The organism is Aeromonas hydrophila subsp. hydrophila ATCC 7966, from assembly GCF_000014805.1.
Classification (GTDB): Bacteria; Pseudomonadota; Gammaproteobacteria; order Enterobacterales; family Aeromonadaceae; genus Aeromonas; species Aeromonas hydrophila.
The window spans coordinates 1,238,047-1,254,647 of sequence record NC_008570.1 but is presented as its reverse complement, the minus strand read 5'-3'; the positions used below and the strand labels follow the sequence as shown (position 1 = coordinate 1,254,647).

Annotated in this window: 15 protein-coding genes; 7 read left to right on the top strand and 8 right to left on the bottom strand. The window is 61.8% G+C overall.

Features of this window, described 5'->3' with window-relative positions; genetic code table 11:
* Positions 1-80: 80 nt before the first annotated feature.
* From AHA_RS05830 to AHA_RS05805, 6 genes are all read left to right on the top strand, one after another.
* On the top strand, positions 81-2,351 hold the full coding sequence (locus tag AHA_RS05830; RefSeq protein WP_011705078.1) for a hypothetical protein: 2,271 nt from the start codon (positions 81-83) through the stop codon (positions 2,349-2,351).
* Positions 2,352-2,441: 90 nt separating this feature from the next.
* Entirely contained in the window at positions 2,442-4,061 is a 1,620-nt protein-coding gene (locus AHA_RS05825) for a GGDEF domain-containing protein (RefSeq protein ID WP_011705077.1), read from the top strand.
* 150 nt (positions 4,062-4,211) lie between these two features.
* Positions 4,212-5,567 carry a nucleotide 5'-monophosphate nucleosidase PpnN gene (gene ppnN, locus AHA_RS05820; protein ID WP_011705076.1) on the top strand — a complete coding sequence of 452 codons (1,356 nt, stop codon included), beginning with the start codon at positions 4,212-4,214 and terminating at the stop codon, positions 5,565-5,567.
* 130 nt (positions 5,568-5,697) lie between these two features.
* On the top strand, positions 5,698-6,501 hold the full coding sequence (gene xni, locus AHA_RS05815; RefSeq protein ID WP_164927567.1) for a flap endonuclease Xni: 804 nt from the start codon (positions 5,698-5,700) through the stop codon (positions 6,499-6,501).
* 146 nt (positions 6,502-6,647) lie between these two features.
* A complete protein-coding gene (locus AHA_RS05810) occupies positions 6,648-7,655 on the top strand; it encodes an isocitrate dehydrogenase (RefSeq protein WP_011705074.1) in 1,008 nt (335 codons plus the stop codon).
* Between the two features lie 120 nt (positions 7,656-7,775).
* Positions 7,776-8,216, top strand: a complete 441-nt coding sequence (locus AHA_RS05805; RefSeq protein WP_011705073.1) for a hypothetical protein — start codon at positions 7,776-7,778, stop codon at positions 8,214-8,216.
* A gap of 70 nt (positions 8,217-8,286) precedes the next feature.
* On the opposite strand, the gene rlmM is transcribed toward AHA_RS05805, so the two are convergent.
* From rlmM to dinB, 6 genes are all read right to left on the bottom strand, one after another.
* Positions 8,287-9,381 carry a 23S rRNA (cytidine(2498)-2'-O)-methyltransferase RlmM gene (rlmM, locus tag AHA_RS05800; RefSeq protein WP_011705072.1) on the bottom strand — a complete coding sequence of 365 codons (1,095 nt, stop codon included), beginning with the start codon at positions 9,379-9,381 and terminating at the stop codon, positions 8,287-8,289.
* Positions 9,374-9,760 (bottom strand): DUF423 domain-containing protein, encoded by a 387-nt coding sequence (locus AHA_RS05795; protein WP_011705071.1) that lies wholly within the window; start codon positions 9,758-9,760, stop codon positions 9,374-9,376. Before AHA_RS05795 ends, rlmM begins: the two co-directional genes overlap by 8 nt.
* Before the next feature lie 32 nt (positions 9,761-9,792).
* Entirely contained in the window at positions 9,793-10,431 is a 639-nt protein-coding gene (locus AHA_RS05790; protein WP_011705070.1) for an alpha/beta fold hydrolase, read from the bottom strand.
* On the bottom strand, positions 10,424-11,344 hold the full coding sequence (locus AHA_RS05785) for a transcriptional regulator GcvA (RefSeq protein ID WP_005303519.1): 921 nt from the start codon (positions 11,342-11,344) through the stop codon (positions 10,424-10,426). The genes AHA_RS05790 and AHA_RS05785 overlap by 8 nt, the downstream gene beginning before the upstream one ends.
* 283 nt (positions 11,345-11,627) lie before the next feature.
* Positions 11,628-13,769, bottom strand: a complete 2,142-nt coding sequence (locus AHA_RS05780; RefSeq protein ID WP_011705069.1) for a methyl-accepting chemotaxis protein — start codon at positions 13,767-13,769, stop codon at positions 11,628-11,630.
* Between the two features lie 68 nt (positions 13,770-13,837).
* Positions 13,838-14,890 (bottom strand): DNA polymerase IV, encoded by a 1,053-nt coding sequence (gene dinB / locus AHA_RS05775; RefSeq protein ID WP_011705068.1) that lies wholly within the window; start codon positions 14,888-14,890, stop codon positions 13,838-13,840.
* Positions 14,891-15,022: 132 nt separating this feature from the next.
* Between dinB and AHA_RS05770 the strand changes: the two genes are divergently transcribed.
* Entirely contained in the window at positions 15,023-15,235 is a 213-nt protein-coding gene (locus tag AHA_RS05770) for a hypothetical protein (protein ID WP_011705067.1), read from the top strand.
* A gap of 87 nt (positions 15,236-15,322) precedes the next feature.
* Here AHA_RS05770 and nqrM read toward each other — a convergent pair whose 3' ends face one another.
* Together nqrM and AHA_RS05760 are read right to left on the bottom strand one after the other, a co-directional pair.
* Positions 15,323-15,547, bottom strand: a complete 225-nt coding sequence (gene nqrM, locus AHA_RS05765; RefSeq protein ID WP_011705066.1) for a (Na+)-NQR maturation NqrM — start codon at positions 15,545-15,547, stop codon at positions 15,323-15,325.
* An 11-nt stretch (positions 15,548-15,558) separates the two neighbouring features.
* The gene (locus tag AHA_RS05760; RefSeq protein ID WP_011705065.1) at positions 15,559-16,599 is read right to left on the bottom strand and encodes an FAD:protein FMN transferase ApbE; all 1,041 of its coding nucleotides are present in this window, start codon (positions 16,597-16,599) and stop codon (positions 15,559-15,561) included.
* Between the last annotated feature and the right edge of the window lie 2 nt (positions 16,600-16,601).

The window sequence follows — 16,601 nt, the reverse complement described above, 5'->3', positions numbered from 1 at the left end:
GCGCAATCTGTCAGTAAACTCTGGACGCACGGGGGCGGGCTTGGATAACATGCCCTCACTCCCGTGCTGCCCTTAATCCAATGAATCAACTGTTTTTTCTGGCAATGATGATGTCCTCCCTGTCGGCTCCTGATCTGGATCTGGCCAAGGAGCAGTTGTCCATCGATCTGCAACAGGCCCAGACCCTGGTGCTGACCGATCCCGCCAGATGTGTGCAGATCACCTCCGCCTTCCTCACCCGCACGGCCAATAATCCCAAGCAAATCATCAGCAATCGTCAGGAGTACGGCTATCGGGAGCCGCTGCTGAGCTATGGTACCGCCGCCCAGGCCACCGGTGCCCACCTGCTCAAGGGGGAGTGCCTGCTGCAGCTCGGCCAGTTCCAGGCGGCACAGAAGTCCCTCGATCAGGGCATCGCCATGGCGGCCAAGGAGCAGCAACTGGAGCTGCAGGCCCACGGCCTCTATCTGAAGATCCGCAGCCAGAACCTGCAGGAGCGCTCCCACGGCGCCAGCGGCGGCCTGCTCGGCCAGCTGGAGACCCTGCTCAGCACCCCCAGCCTGAAAGAGAGCCAGCTGCAGGTTTACAGCCGACTGCTGCGCACCAACGCCAGCATAGAGGCGCACCAGTTCGACGAGGCCAAGCGCCAGCTGGCCGAAGCCCGTCGCTGGGCGGATCAGACCAAGAATCCGCTGGCCAGCGCCTGGGTCAGCGCGGTGAGCGGCGACCTCTACCACGCCCTCAAGCAGCCCCAGCTCTCGCTGGGTGACTACATCGACGCCCAGCAGCAGGCTAGAGGGTTGCAGGATCCGCTGTTCCTCGGCCTGTTGTCGAACCAGATAGTGAACCTCTATCAGGAGGAGCAGGAGCCGCAGAAGGCGCTGCAATACGCCAACGAGGCGGCCAACTACTTCCATGCCCTCGGCAATCCCTCCCTGCTGAGCGACGCCCTCATCGTGCTGGCCCGCCTCAACCGGGAGCAGGGCGAGATGAACATGGCGCTGGTCTACTTCTTCAATGCCCTGGATCTGCTGGACGAGGGCAACAACCGCACCCGCATCGCCCACCTCAAGTACGAGATAGGCAAAACCTATCTGGAAACCGGCAACCTGACCCTGGCCCGCAACTACCTCACCGCGGCCCGCCAGTCCCACGAGCTGGGGGACGACAAGGAGCCGCTGATCGACACCCTGCTGCTGCTGGGTGAGCTGCATCTCAAGCAGAAGGAGGCGGGCATCGCCATCCTGCAGCTGGAAAACGCGCTGGCACTGGCCAACCAGATCGGCGACGCCCAGCGCCAGTTCGAGATCTTCCGCCTGCTCTCGGCGGCCTACGAGCAGAAGGGCTATCTGCAGCAGGCGCTGGACAGCTACAAGAATTTCCACCAGCGCAGCGAGCAGGTCCGCCAGCAGCAGGTCGATCTGGAGCAGGAGGCGATCCGCGACAACTACGCCCAGGTGGAGCGGGAGCAGCAGATCAAGGAGCTGCAGCAGCAGCTGAGCACCAGCAAGCATCAGCAGGATCGCTACCTCTGGTCGAGCGTGGTGACCGGTCTGTTGCTGACCCTGTTCATCTATCTGTTCTTCACCCTCTGGCTCAAGCTGCGGGTCGCCCGTCTACAGGGCAAACAGCTGGGCGAGGCGCTGCTGCTCGAGCCACGCACCGGGCTGGCCAACTGGCAGCGACTGATGAGCCGCTGGCCGCGGGAGATGGCCAAGCGCCAGCAAAAATCCGAGCGCTGGTATTTAAGCGAACTGCCCACCAGCGAGTTTGACGACAAGCTGCACTACCTGCTGTTTCGGGTGCCCTTCCTGGTCAACAGCCTGGAACAGCACGGTTATCAGGTGAGCCGCGAGATAGAGCAGGCCTTCGGCGCCTACGTCAACGGCCTCACCCCGCAGGATGGCCGCATCTACGACCTGCGCGAAGGCCACCTGCTCTATGTGGTGCCCCAGCGCCATGTGGAAGACCTGCACCGACTGGCCCGCGAACTGCTTGCGGCACTGGCCGAATTCCCCTGCCAGCACCCGCTCGATCGCCACATCAGCCTCGGCATCGTCAGCCACCCCTTCCTGCCCAAGGCGGCCACCGCCCTCGATCATCACGGCCTGTTCGACCTCTGTTATCTGGCCCTGGCAGGAGCCATTCAGCTCAGCGAAAAACACCAGCAAAGCGTCTGGCTGGAGCTGGCCGCCATCGATTGCCAGCAGGCCGCATTTTTTAATGGGGATGTGTGGCAATGCTGCTTGATGGCAATTGACAAGGGACTGGTAAAAGTAAATTCTTCTCATGAAAAGCAATGGGTTAATTGGCTTCGACTTTCACGGACGAAAGCGCTGGTTGATCAATGACAAATAGATAATCAACTGGGTCTGGAACTGGGTTCGACCGCTGTTGCTATCCAACACAACAACGATAATGACAACAGGGCGACCTGAATAATGAATGATATCGCTGCCGTAGCCGGACAATTGGCCAGACTCAGGGAATCCCTTCAGCAAAAGCAGCTGGAGCTGGACGGCGTCGTCTCTTTCTCCGACACCGAACGTGCCCGCAGCATCCAGTTCATCGCCAAGCTGATGCAGGCCTGTCGCGGCCACGATCGCGAGCTGGACAACAAGCTCGCCAAGCTCAAGCAGAAACTCGATGGCAACCCGCCGCTCTCCTCCCTCGATGCCGACCTCGCCGTCATCGAGAAGCTGCTGCAGCAGCACGGCAACGCGCTGGAAGAGTCCATCTCCCTGACCAAGTCCGCCATCGAGCTCGGCAGCAAACAGCTCAAGGCTCTCAAAGGCTTTCCGGAGGAGACCCGCAAATCCCTCAAGGAGTTTCTGGCCAGCCCGGATGGCTATGGCATCGGCGATCACCAGAAGAAGGTGATCCGGTTGCTGGAGTTCTACCAGCAGGCCATCAAGATCCAACTGCTACCCACCCAGCCCCTGCTGGCCCAGAGCTCGCCCGCTGGCAACCAGACTGAAACGGTCACCGACCTTGCCGCGCCGGAGCCGGGCGCCCCCTTTGACGTCAAGGTGCACGCCCACATCGCCGACGAGCTGCAGCGGCTCATCACCGAGCTCGACTTTGCCGGCGCCGTCGGCGAGAGCCTGGCGGACATTCGCCGTCAGTTGCTCAATGGCATCACCCCTCCCCTGCTGGCGGAGATCTGCCTGCAGGTGATCGAGCTCATCATCGAGGGCACCCGCGAGGAGCGCAAAGCCTCCCAGGCGTTCCTCAGCACCCTCAACGAGAGCCTCTCGGCAGTCCACTTCAGCTTCACCGAATCCCTCGACGAGGGGCGCGCCCTGCAAAGCGCCACCCTGGATACCCGCAAGGCCATCGACAGGGAGCTCAAGGCCATCGACCATACCCTAGCCAGCCATGACACCATTGATGACCTCAAGGGGGCCATCTCCGGTCACATGGGGGCCATCAACCTGCTGCTGCAGGACAGGGAGGCCATGGCCGCCCGTGAGCGCCACCTGCTGACCCGCCTCTCCACCATGGAGGCCAAGCTGCGGCTGATGAAGGAGGAGACCGCCGAATACAAGAAGCGGCTCACCATCCAGAAACACAAGCTGTTCCTCGACAGCCTGACCCAGGTGCACAACCGGGCGGCCCTCGACGAGCGGCTCGAGCTCGAATACAAACGCTGGCTGCGTTACAACACGCCGCTGTGCCTGGCCATCATCGACATAGACCACTTCAAGCACATCAACGACAACTACGGCCACATGGCCGGCGACAAGGCGTTGAAGGTGGTGGCCAAGGCGCTGCAGGGAGCCCTGCGCGACACCGACTTCATCGCCCGCTTCGGCGGCGAGGAGTTCGTGGTGCTGCTGCCGAACATCAATCCGGACAAGTTCCAGAAGCCGCTGGAGACCTTGCGCCAGACCATCAAGAGCATTCCGTTCCGTTTTCGGGATGCCAGGGTCGAGATCACCATCTCCATCGGTGCCACCCTGTTTAGGGAGGGGGATCACACCACGGACGCGTTCGAGCGGGCCGACAAGGCACTCTACAGCTCCAAGAACTCGGGTCGGGATCAGGTCAATCTGGCCTGATCGGCGACTAAAAAAGCAGCAAACGCACTTTCCCCCTATTCCCCTGCCCCACCGCTTACATCTACTATCAAATTCAAGGGATGCCACAGGGCATCCCGTTTTCTCCCCAGGGAAAAGCACAACGATAACAAGCGAGTGAAAGGGGAACCTATGATTACGCACATCAATCCAGTCGGCAGCATGGACTTGCTGTCCCAGCTCGAGGTGGACCGCCTCAAGCAAACCGCCTCCAGCGATATCTATCAACTGTTTCGCAACTGCTCGCTGGCGGTACTCAACTCCGGCAGCCATACCGACAGCTCCAAAGAGATACTGGAGCGCTTCAAATCCTTCGATATTCATGTGATCCGGCGCGAGCGCGGGGTCAAGCTCGAGCTGTTCAACGCCCCCGAGCACGCCTTCGTCGATGGCGAGATCATCCGCGGCATTCAGGAGCACCTGTTCTCCGTCCTGCGCGACATCCTCTATGTGTCGACCCAGCTGGAGTCGAACCGGCTGGTCAACCTGACCAGCTCCACCCACATCTCCAACGTGGTGTTCGCCATCCTGCGCAACGCCAAGGCGATCCTGCCGGGCGCCGACCCCAATCTGGTGGTCTGCTGGGGCGGTCACTCCATCAACGAGATCGAGTACCAGTACACCCGCGCGGTGGGCAGCGAGCTGGGCCTGCGTGAACTCAACATCTGCACCGGCTGTGGCCCGGGTGCCATGGAGGGCCCGATGAAAGGCGCCGCCGTCGGCCACGCCAAGCAGCGGGTGCGCAACGGCCGCTACATCGGCCTCACCGAGCCTTCCATCATCGCCGCCGAGCCGCCCAACCCCATCGTCAACGAGCTGGTGATCCTGCCGGACATCGAGAAGCGGCTGGAGGCCTTCGTGCGCCTCGGCCACGGCATCATCATCTTCCCGGGCGGGGTCGGTACCGCCGAAGAGCTGCTCTACCTGCTCGGCATCATGATGCACCCGGCCAACGAGCGGCAGCCCATGCCCATCATCCTGACCGGCCCGAAGGAGAGCGCCGACTACTTCCGCGCCATCGACGACTTCGTCAAGGCGACCCTGGGCGAGCCGGCCACCAGCCTCTACCGGATCATCGTCGGCGATGCCCCGGAAGTGGCCCGGGTCATGAAAGAGGCGATGCCGAAGATCCGCGAATACCGCAAATCGGTCGGCGATGCTTACTCCTTCAACTGGTCGCTCAAGATCGAGCCGGAGTTCCAGCTGCCGTTCGAGCCGGATCACGCCAACATGGCCAGCCTGGATCTGCACCGCAATCAGCCGCCCCAGCTGCTGGCGGCCAACCTGCGTCGTGCCTTCTCCGGCATCGTCGCCGGCAACGTCAAGGAAGGGGGCATCCGCGCCATCGAGAAGAAGGGTCCCTTCAAGCTGCACGGCGACAAGGAGCTGATGCACCTGATGGACAAGCTGCTGGAGAGCTTCGTCAAGCAGCAGCGCATGAAGCTGCCGGGCAGCCAGTATGTGCCCTGCTACGAAATCGTGCGCTGACGGGCAGCACAGCTGAAACGAGGGGCGCATGGCGCCCCTTTTTTGTCGCTGGGAATGCCCGCGGCCATCAATCCCCCATCGAGCCCGCTGGTTTGTTACAATGGGGCGTCCCGACAGCCAAGAGTGCCCCATGTCAAACCCAAGGCCGCATCTGCTCATCATCGATGCCCTCAATCTCATTCGCCGACTGCACGCGGTTCAGGCCCAGCAGGCGCTGACCCCGGCCCAGGCGTTGATCGCCACCCGTGCCAACCTCATCAACACCTGCCGCAAACTGCTGGCCGCCAGCGAGCCGACCCACGTCATCGCGGTGTTTGACGGCGAGGTGCACAGCTGGCGCAAGGAGGTCTACCCGGCCTACAAGGAGGGGCGAACCCCCATGCCGACCGAGTTGCGCGAAGGGTTGAATGAACTGCAGGATGCCTTCTGGGAGTGCGGCGTGGACGCCCTGCTCTCCCAGACCGACGAGGCGGATGATCTCATCGCCACCCTGGCCACCGGCATTGCCCAGCACGGTGCCAGAGCCACCATCATCTCCACCGACAAGGGGTTCTGCCAGCTCATCTGCCCGCAGATCCAGATCCGCGACTACTTCAACAAGCGCTGGCTGGATGCCGCCTTCGTCGAGCAGCAGTACGGGGTGGCACCGGCTCAACTGGTGGATTTCTGGGCTCTGACCGGCATCGGCGGCTCCAACATCAAGGGGGTACCCGGCATCGGCCCCAAGACCGCCACCCAGCTGCTGCAGCAATACGGCGATCTGGCCAGCCTGCTGGCGGCCTGCCAGCAGGAAGACGCCGCCAAGGCGCTGCTCAAGCTGCGCCAGCACCAGGATGAGGCCCTGCTGGCCCAACGGCTGGTGCGGCTGCAGCGAGACATTCCGCTCGGCTTCAACCTGCGGGAGATCCGCTATCCACCGGCTCCCGAAGCCTGAGCAAGCGAAACCGCCAAGCATGATCGGACTCACTCTCGCTGTTGACAAAAACAGATAGAATGTAAAGAAACATGGAGGGTTAGGTGTAGAAATGGTATAAAACCGCCGAATCCTCCCCCTCTGTTCCCTAGAAGTGGATACGTCTCATGTCAAAAAGAAAAATTACCGTCATCCCGGGCGACGGCATCGGCCCCAGCATCATCGAATCCGCCATCCAGATCCTGACCCACGCCGGTTGTGACTTCGAATACGAATACGCGGACGCCGGCCTGGTGGCGCTGGAGAAGCACGGCGAGCTGCTGCCCCAGGCGACGCTGGATCTCATCGAGAAGAACAAGGTCAGCCTGAAGGGCCCGCTCACCACCCCGGTCGGCGGTGGCTTCACCTCCATCAACGTCTCCCTGCGCAAGAAATTCAACCTCTACGCCAACGTCCGCCCGGTGCTCTCCTTCAAGGGGACTCGCAGCCGTTACGACAACATCGACATCATCACGGTGCGCGAGAACACCGAAGGCATGTATTCGGGCGCCGGTCAGAAGCGCAGCGATGACAACAAGAGCGCCGAGGCGATGAGCATCATCACTCGCGAAGGGGCGGAACGCATCGTCAAGTTCGCCTTCGAGCTGGCGCGCCAGGAAGGGCGCAAGAAAGTCACCATCATCCACAAGGCCAACATCCTCAAGTCCACCTCCGGCCTGTTCCTGGAAGTGGCCCGTGAAGTGGCCAGCCGCTACCCGGACATCCAGAGCGAAGAGATGATCGTCGATGCCGCCTGCATGAACCTGGTGATGTACCCGGAGCGTTTCGACGTCATGGTCACCACCAACCTGTTCGGCGACATCCTGTCGGATCTGTGCGCCGGTCTGGTGGGGGGCTTAGGGATGGCGCCTGGCGCCAACATCGGCGATGGCGCCGCCATCTTCGAAGCGGTGCACGGCTCGGCGCCGGATATCGCCGGCAAGAACATCGCTAACCCGACCTCGGTGATCCTCGCCTCCATCCAGATGCTGGAGTATCTGGGCATGCAGGACAAGGCCGAACGGATCCGTGAGGCGGTGCGCGCCACCATCGAATCCGGCGACCGGGTGACCCGGGATCTGGGGGGGGCCGCCTCCACCAGCGAGTTCACCCAATCCATCATCGACCGTTTGTAATCACACCAAGATATTGATTTTTAAAGGGAGCTTCGGCTCCCTTTGTTTTATCTCGCGCCGCTCTCCCCCCTTTGTCGATTGGCTACTATGTTCAATAGATAAGGGATAAGGAGATCCATTATGCGCGCTATCGTTACCCTGCTGCTCATCAGCAGCAACGCCATGGCAGTAGACAGACCGGTCGAGAATGCCTGGCCGCAATTGCCCCCCTCTTCCCAGCAGGCAAGCCAGGTCTGGCGCTCCAATGTGGATACCAACGACCTGCTCAAGGCACCCAAACCGCTCTCCTTCGGGATGGATGTCGTGACCGACAGCGATGGCAACAGTCAGGTCACTCCCTACCAGAAACTGAACCTGACCGCCGAGAAGAGCGTGAGCCTCTCCTTCGAGCAGCACAAACCCAGGATCAAGTTCAAGACCGCCGGCATGAACACCTCCATCAAACTGCGCGGCAACGGGGTGAAGCTGGAGTTCAGCCCGACCGATCGCACCATCCCGCTCGACATCGAACTCAAGCTCACCGACGGCGAATCCTCGCTGCGTTTCGATTACCGTTTCTGATGGCGCAGAAATGACAAGGCCGACAACCCGTGGGTTGTCGGCCTTGTGGTCAGTGGCGCATCGCCAGTAATTACTCCTTGGCGGAGAGCTTGGAAACCCAGTACTTGTTGTAGACGTGCACCGTGATCTCTTCGCGATCGTGATAGAGCTGTTTGGCCTGGATCACGAAGGCGTTGTCGATCTCCTTGAGCAGCTCGCGCAGCACCTCGATGTTGTGCACCGCCTCGGCATAGCGCTTCTTCATCGGCAGCTTGAGGTTGAACATTGCCTCCTGGCAATCGCTCTCCCGGAACCAGTCGGCGATCATGTGGGTGACCCGCGCCGGCTTGTCCACCATGTCGCACACCAGCCAATAGGTGTTCTTCTTGCTCGGCCGCCACACGAAACCATCATCGCGGATGTGCTTGACCTGACCGGTATCCATCAGGGACTGGGCCATCATGCCGTTGTCCACCGCCGTCACCATCATGCCGCGGCGTACCAGCTGATAGGTCCAGCCACCCGGGCAGGCGCCCAGATCGACGGCCTTCATGCCGGAGGTGAGGCGCATGTCCCACTCTTCCCGCGGCACGAACACGTAGAAGGCCTCTTCCAGCTTGAGGCTGGAGCGGCTCGGGGCATCGGCCGGGCAGCGCAGACGCGGGATGCCCATGTGGAATTCGGAGTTGTTGAAGGAGTAGGAGTAACCCAGCAACACGTGGTCATTGGCCAGGAAGAAGGCGTGGAACACCGGCCGGTGCGGCGTCTCCTTCTTGGTCAGCAACTCGTTGCCACGCAGCGCCTGGCGCAGCGGCACGGTGAACTTGCGGCAGAAGGCCGACAGCTCTTTTGCCTCGTTGGTATCGGCGGTTTCCACCCGCAGATCGCCGCAGATGGCGTAACCCTGGGTCGCCTCCAGGATGGGGGTGATGCGATCCGACAGATCCAGATCCTTCAGCTCATGGGTCACCACCAGCATCTGGCGAATGAAGATCAGCTCTCTGAACGGCAGCTTGCGCGCCAGCAGATCGGCCTGCTCCTCGTCATACAGCTCGAATATCACATAACCGCTGTCGTCCTTGACCCGGGCGAAACCGTAGCACTGCATGTTACTGGCACGCTCGGTGATCTCTGCCGCCGCCTCTTTCTCAAAACCGGGGCGGCAATAAAGCAGCAGATTATTCATTTTTTCCTCCAAGACGACAGCCAGCCCATATCAGAGCCGCCCATCCCAACATAAAACAGAGGCCACCGGCCGGGGTAATCAGCCCCAGCCCCTTGCTGCCGAGCAGCACCATGGCATAAATACTGCCGGAGAATCCCAGGATCCCCAGCACGAAGGCGGTGCCGGCAAAGGTGATGACCTTGCTGCGCACACCGCACCACCCCAGCACCAGCAGGGCCAGGGCGTGGAAAAACTGATACTGCACGGCGGTATTGAACGCCGCCAGACGTGAAGGCTCGATCCCGCTGGCCGCCAGACCATGAGCGCCGTAGGCTCCCAGCAGGGTTGCCGTCAAGCCGAACACGCCCGCCAGCACCAGCCAATGTCGATGGAATTGCATCCCTTGCCTCCTCGTCGTTTCGCTTCCCATCCTCACATTCGCGTCGGGATGGTCGCGATGAAGTTCTTGATCTGCCCGGCCGCCTGCCGCAGGTTCTCCTGCTCACTCACCCCGCTGCTCTTGCGCGGTTTGAAGCCATGATCACCATCGGTCAGCCAATGGACCGATACGGCGGGTGAGAAGGGAAAATCAGCCAGTTCGGCACGGGTGCCGAAAGTATCGCGCTCTCCCTGCAACAGCAGGGTCGGCGTCTTGATCTGCTTGAGTACGTCACCCCGCCAGCGGTCGGGGTTGGCCAGGGGGTGGAAAGGATACCCGAGAATGAGCAATCCTGCAGCATTCATCTCGTCCTCGCCATCCTGATAGAGTTCGGCCGCCATCCGCCCGCCCATCGACTTGCCGGCCAGAAACAGCCGGGGATGAGCAAACTCCTTCGCCATCTGGCGCCAGTGCGCCAGCAACACGGGTTGCCTGTCCGGCGGTCTGCGTTTGCCATCCAGCGCGCGCTTGCTCATGTAAGGGAAGTTGAAGCGCACCACCTCGATGTCCGGCCCGGCCAGCAGGCGCGACAACTCGGCCAGAAAGGCGTGCTCCATGCCCGCACCGGCACCGTGGGCCAGCAGAATGCGGACGGGGGCATCGACAGCCCCCTCCCGGATCACCTCATGCATCGGCCAGCCGTGCCCGGCGACGGGCCTCTTCCTGCTCCACCAGCTCCAGCATCCAGTCGCGGAAGGCCACTATCTTGCCCTGATCGGACTGCTGCTCCTGGCACACCAGATAGAAGGCGTTCTTGCTCACCAGCACCTGCTCGAACGGGCAGATGAGGCGGCCGGCCTCTATTTCGGGCTGGGCCAACACGCTGTGGCCAAGGGCCACCCCCTGACCGTGAATGGCCGCCTGGATCACCATGGTGGAGTGGCTGAAGATGGGCCCCTGATTGACGTTGGGCGCATCGATGTCGAGCTGGCGAAACCAGGCCTTCCAGTCGCGGCGCGAGGTGTCGTGCAGCAGGGTGTGGCGGGTCAAGTCATCCGGTGTGCGCAGCGGCTTGGGGCCGGTCAGCAGCAGCGGGGAACAGACCGGGATCAGATACTCGGTGTGCAGCTTGTCGGCGCGCAGCCCAGGCCAGTTGCCACGGCCGTAATAGATGGCTACGTCCACATCGTCGGTGAGCGAACCCTCGTCCATGTCCACCGCCTTGATCCGTACATCGATGTCGGGGTGGCGCTCGCTGAACTTGACCAGCCGCGGCACCAGCCACTGGATGGCGAAACTCGGCTGCAAAGAGACGGTGAGTGCCCCCTTGGCGCTGCGCGCCAGCAGCTTGTCGGTCGCCTCCGAGATGGAGGTGAAGATGTCCTTGATGTCGAGGAAGTAGCCCTGCCCCTCCTCGGTCAACAGCAGGGAGCGGTTCTTGCGGCGAAACAGCTTGATGCCGAGGTACTCTTCCAGTGCCTTGATCTGGTGACTGATGGCGGCCTGGGTCACGAAAAGCTCTTCCGCAGCCCGGGTGAAGCTTAAATGACGAGCCGCGGCTTCGAATGCTTTCAGTGCATTGAGCGGGGGTAAACGACGAGACATGAGACCAGCCGACGATGAGTTTTTCTAATGGGCCGCATTATAATTTGTCGGTTGCGGGTCGACCAGTGAATAAACATAATTCGCTTCGCAATCCGTTGTCATATGGCTCACTTTTTCTCTTCCATGTTGGTTTACATGTGATTTTTGTGAGTCACTGGACTGCGATTGTGGTGTTGTGTTTCTTCCTCTGCGGGAAGAGGGGTTTAAATCGGACCGATTTAACCCAGTCTGTCATCTGAATGTGTTTGGCGCCTCCGGTTGGATGGCGCCTTTTTTCTTATCCCTATACCTTGAACTGCCCCACCAGTTGCTGCTGCTTGTCGGCCAGTGCCGACAACTCACGACCGTTTTCGGCGGAGCTGGCCGCCTCGGCGCGGATGGTGTGGCTCACATCGCGAATGTTGCTGACGTTGCGATTGATCTCGTCCGCCACCCCGCTCTGCTCCTGCGCCGCCCTGGCAATCTGCTCGTTCATCTGATGGATGGTCGCCACCGCATGGATGATCTGCTCCAGCACGCTGACCGACAGGTCCACCTTGGTGAGCGTCAGATCCGCCTGGCTGTGGCCGGTCATGATCGCCTTCACCACGGCCTCGGTGCCGGACTGCAGCTGGCCGATGAGGGTCTGGATTTCGACGATGGCGTTCTGGGTGCGACCCGCCAGATTGCGCACCTCATCCGCCACCACCGCAAAGCCACGGCCCTGCTCACCAGCCCGCGCCGCCTCGATGGCGGCGTTGAGCGCCAGCAGGTTGGTCTGCTCGGCGATCCCCTGAATGACTACCAGGATGTCGTTGATGTTCTCGCTGTTGGCCGACAGGTGCTCCACCACCGGCTTGGCGTCGCTGATCACCGCCATCAGCTTGCGCATCGCCTCCTGGGTATCGGCCACCACGTACTTGCCCTCCTGCGCCGCCGTATCCGCCTGATTGGCCGCGGCCACCGCCGAATTGGCATTGCCCGCTACCTGCAAGGCAGTGGCGCTCAGCTCCTCGAACGCGGTCGCCACCAGATCCACCTCCTGATACTGGGCCTGCATGCCGGCACTGGTGCGCTCGGCGACGCTGGCGGCCTGTTCGGCGCTGGCACGAGTCCCGGCCACGGTATCGATCACCTGGCTGATGGTGCTCTGCAGCTTGTTCAAGAAGCTGTTGAACCACTTGGCCAGCTCGCCAATCTCGTCGTCACGACGCAGCTCGATGCGCTGGGTGAGGTCCCCCTCGCCGCTGGCAATGTCCTTGAGGCGGGCCACCACGGCGCGGATGGGGGCCACTATCTGGTGGGCCATCAGCCAGATGCAGATCAGCGCGACCGCCGAGATGAGGCCGCCGATGAGCAGCTGGGTCATCACGCTGCGGCTGGCCTGACCGGAGAGGTCATCCTGCAGTTGGAGGGCCGACGCCAGCACCACGCTGCGCGGCAGTTCGATGTAGATGCCCCATTTCTGCTCGGTGCCCCGCATCTTGACCGGCACGAAAGTCTGCAGCAGGGTGCCGTCAGGACTCCAGCGGCTGCTGACCTGTCCCTGACCCAGCCAGCCCTGCAGCTCGCCGGCCAGAGTCTGATACTGCTGGCCAAGCGGGCTGCCCAGAGTGACGTCAAAGCCATCCACGCCGGCGACACGGCCCTGGCTGCTGACCAGCAGCACCTTGCCCTGCCCCTCATAGAGCTCCTGATCCATCTCCTTGACCAGGCTTTGCAGCGCGGTCAGCGAGATATCGACGCCGACCATGCCGAGCAGCTTCTCTTGCTCCAGCAGGGGCACGGTCACCGAGGTCATCAACACCTTCTGCGAGCCCACATCATCGAGGTAGGGTTCCAGCAGGCAGAGCGCCTTGCTGCGGATGCTGCAGCGATACCACTCGTTCTCCACCCCGCCGGCCGCCGTCGGGCTTTCGTCCGCCAGCACGGATTCGTTTTGCACCTCGGGTTCTATCTTGCCGTCGACCCGCGCCCAATAGGTGGAGAAGCGGCCCTGATCGTTGGAGCCCAGTGCGCTGGAGCCGTGATAATTGCTGTCTTCACCGTCGAGCTGATCCGGCTCGAACACCGCATAGACGCCGAGCAGGTTGTCAGAGGAGGCGGCCGCGTCGTGCAGCTGCTGATTGACGGCGGTACGCAGCGTTTCGGAGGATCCGAAGTTGTCGGCCGCATTCTTGCGCTGGAACAGGATCCCCTGTCCCAGCAGGGTGGCCCGGAAGTAGGCCTCGTCCAGATAGCTGGTCACCTTGGCCGCCTGCTCGGAACCCATCGCCTTCATCCAGTTTTCGGCCGCACTCTGGGCTTCCGCCGTGGTGGAGGTCAGCACCTGATCCTGCATGTTGGCAGCACTGAAGAGGGAAGAGGCCACCAAGGCTCCGGCACTGGCCAACAAACAACAACCGGCGATCAGGGTGATCCGCCCCTGAACAGAAAGAGAACTCATGCCACCATTTCCTAGCTTTTTACAGATGTGATCAGTGTATCGGTTTTAGAAACAAAAACTTAACCTTATCACGCTAAATCCAGGGCAAGTTGGTTCACTTCACCGGCTGCGGGCAGGCCGACCACCAATCCCAGTAGTCGAATGGGTTTGCCCTGCGCCCGCAGCAAGCCTTCGTGCAGCAGATCGTGAAACCGCTCCGGCTGGTAACCGCCGCGCCGGTAGACGGTGGTCTGCTGAAAATCGGCGAACTTGAGCTTGATCCCCTGTCCCATCAGCTGCTCCTTGCCGTGGCTGACCGAGAAGCGCTGCTCCAGCTCGGGGATGAGCTGGCGAAGCACCTGCCAGCAGGCGGCCTCATCCAGCACGTCGCTGGCGAGCGTCGTCTCCACCCCGATGGTCTTGCGCACCCGCTGGGCCTGCACCGGCTGCTCGTCGTGACCCCAGATCCGCCCGGCCAGCATCTCCCCGAGCTTGCCGAAACGGGCGATCAGCTCCTCGTTACCGAGCTGGCGGGCATCTTCGCAGGAGTAAAGGCCGAGCGACTCCAGCCGGTCTGCGGTCTTGCGGCCGATGCCGGGCAACTTGCCAAGCGGCAGCTGGCGCACGAACTCATCCACCTCCTGCGGGCGGATCACGAACAGGCCGTCCGGCTTGCGCTGCTCGGAGGCGAGCTTGGCCAGAAACTTGTTCGGCGCCACCCCGGCTGAGGCGGTCAACCCCAGCTCGGTGTTGATCGCGGCGCGGATCTCGCGGGCCATCAGGGTGGCACTACCACCACAGCAGGGGCTCATCGTCACATCGAGATAGGCCTCATCGAGGGAGAGCGGCTCCACCTGCTCGGTGTAGCGCAGGAAGATGGCCCGCAGCAGGCGGGAGACCTCCTTGTAGACCGCCATCCGGCCGGGGATGAGCACCAGCGGCGGGCAGAGCTTGCGAGCCAGGGCGCTCGGCATGGCGGAGCGCACCCCGAAGCGGCGCGCCACATAGTTGCAGGTCGAGATGACGCCGCGCCTGTCCGCCGAGCCGCCGATGGCCAGCGGCACCTCGCGCAGGGCCGGGTTGTCCCGCATCTCTACCGCGGCATAGAAGCAGTCCATGTCGATGTGAATGATCTTGCGCATACCACTGTACGAATAAACAGGTAACAAGCCTATGCTAACCCAGTGCTGCCATTTCTGCCATCGGCATGAAATGAGGGTCAGATGTAGACTCTTAAGGCACCATTGATAACCACATCACGCAAGGAGAGTGGGATGAAGATAGCTTGGCTGGGATTGGGGCTCTGCCTGCTGGCACAGCCGGGCAGCAGCAAGGACAACCCGACCGCCGAATGCAGCTGGCTGTATGACCGCATCGCGGCGCTGGAACAGGCCATCAAACAGGGCGACGAGCTGGGCACCCGGGAGGAGCTGGCACGCTGGCGGGCCGAGTTCAAGAAGAAAGCCTGCCAGCAATACGACTACTGAGTCTTTTGCAAAAAAAACGGGCTGACCATCAGGTCAGCCCGTCGCTTATCCGGCACGGGGTCGAGTGCGACTCGGCGCCCTGTCCGCTCAGATGATCCGGTTCTCCGCCAGCATCTTGCGACGGGCCTCTTCCTTGGCCATCTTCTTCTTGCGGTTGTCACAGGGTTCCGGGCAATCACACTCTTTTTCGATACCTATGCTGCCGAGCCCGCCGCAGGAGCCGGAGATGGTCTTCTTCTGGAAGATGTAACCGATGGCCATGGCCACCACTACCGCCAGAAATACCCCGAAGGTGATCAAAAAAATCTGCATGTTACCGCCCCTTATTTTCTAACCAGATACTGTTTGAAGGCATCGGAGTAGGACTCCTCGAAGCCATCATCCGTCTTGGTGATCACGAAGATAGCCAAGCCCCGCTCCTTGGCATAGGCTAGGCTCTTCTCGGGCCCGAGCACCATGAACACGGTCGCCAGCCCGTCTGCGGTCATGCAGGAGGGGTGAATGACGGTCACCGACACCATCCGATGCTGGATCGGCTTGCCGGTCATGGGATCGATGGTGTGAGAGAAGCGCTTGCCGTCCAGCTCGTAATAGTTGCGGTACTCGCCCGAGGTAGCCACCCCGTTGTCACCGGCCACGATCACTTCCTGCACCGAACCGGCGTTGGCGGTCGGCTTCTCGATGGCGACGCGCCAGGGGTGCCCCTTGCCGTTGACGCCATTGATCCGCAGCTCGCCACCGATCTCCACCAGATAGTTGCGCGAGCCCATGGACTCCAGATACTCGGCCACCTTGTCGACCCCAAAGCCCTTGGCGATGGCGGAGAGATCCACGTAGAGATCCGGGATGTCCTTTTGCAGGGTATCGGCATCGGCCGAGGTGATCACGTGCAGATTGCCGAGCCCGGTCTTCTGGCGGGTCTGGGTGATCAGCTCGTCGGAGGGCATCTTGGTCGGTCTGGCATCGGGCCCGAAGCCCCACAGATTGACCAAGGGGCCGACGGTGACGTCCAGCGCCCCGCGGCTCTCACGGCCAATGTGAATGGCCTCGGTCACCACCCGCGCGGTATCGCGGGAGACCACCACCGGCGTCGAGCCGCGATGCTGGTTGAAGCGCGACAGCTCGGAATCCGGGCGGTAGGTCGACATCTGATCGTTGACCCGCTCCAGCAGCACATCGACTTCGGCCTGGAACTTGGCGGGATCCGTGATGACGCTGTCCGCCACCTTGATGGAGTAATAGGTACCCATGGTGCTGCCGGTGATGTGGATCTCCGGCTTCGATTGGACCGTTTGTTCCTGACCGCACCCAGTCAAGAAAAAGGCTAGCCCGAAGGCTAGCCAGGTCTTTACAACACTGTGCATTG